General features: G+C 73.3%; 1 protein-coding gene. It reads right to left on the bottom strand.

What is annotated here, in order from left to right:
- Positions 1-105 precede the first annotated feature (105 nt).
- Positions 106-419: GNAT family N-acetyltransferase (locus I6F37_RS41700; RefSeq protein WP_225154625.1), on the bottom strand; the 314-nt coding region annotated here is incomplete at its 5' end.

The following is a 419-nucleotide window of genomic DNA, read 5'->3' as shown; positions in this document are numbered from 1 at the left end:
CCGTCGATGAGGCCGCCATCGCTGCCGCTGCGCTGCCGCTCGTCGGCCTCATCGACGGTGCGCGCCACGTCGAAGCCTTCGCGGTCGTCGCGTGACGTTCCTCGCTCAAAGCACGCGCAGCATCTCGACGTGGGCGATTCCCGCCTCGTCGAACTCCGGCCCGCGTCGCACGAACCCGGCGCGCTCGTAGAACGGCGCGGCGCCGAGCTGCGCATGCAGCACGGCCTCCCGGTCGCCGCGCGCCCGTGCCGCATCGAGCAAGGCATCGAGCACCGCGCGGCCGACCCCGCCGTGACGCGACGACGACGCGACCGCCATCCGGCCGATCTTGGCGACGCCGGGGACGTGCTCGAGCATTCGGCCGGTGCCGAGGGCGCGGCCGAGCCGGTTAAAGGCGACGGCATGGACCGCGTCTGTGT

Source organism: Bradyrhizobium sp. NBAIM08, assembly GCF_020193935.1.
Taxonomy (GTDB): Bacteria; Pseudomonadota; Alphaproteobacteria; order Rhizobiales; family Xanthobacteraceae; genus Bradyrhizobium; species Bradyrhizobium yuanmingense.
Note: the sequence above shows the minus strand (reverse complement) of the source record. Positions and strands in the feature narration are given on the sequence as shown.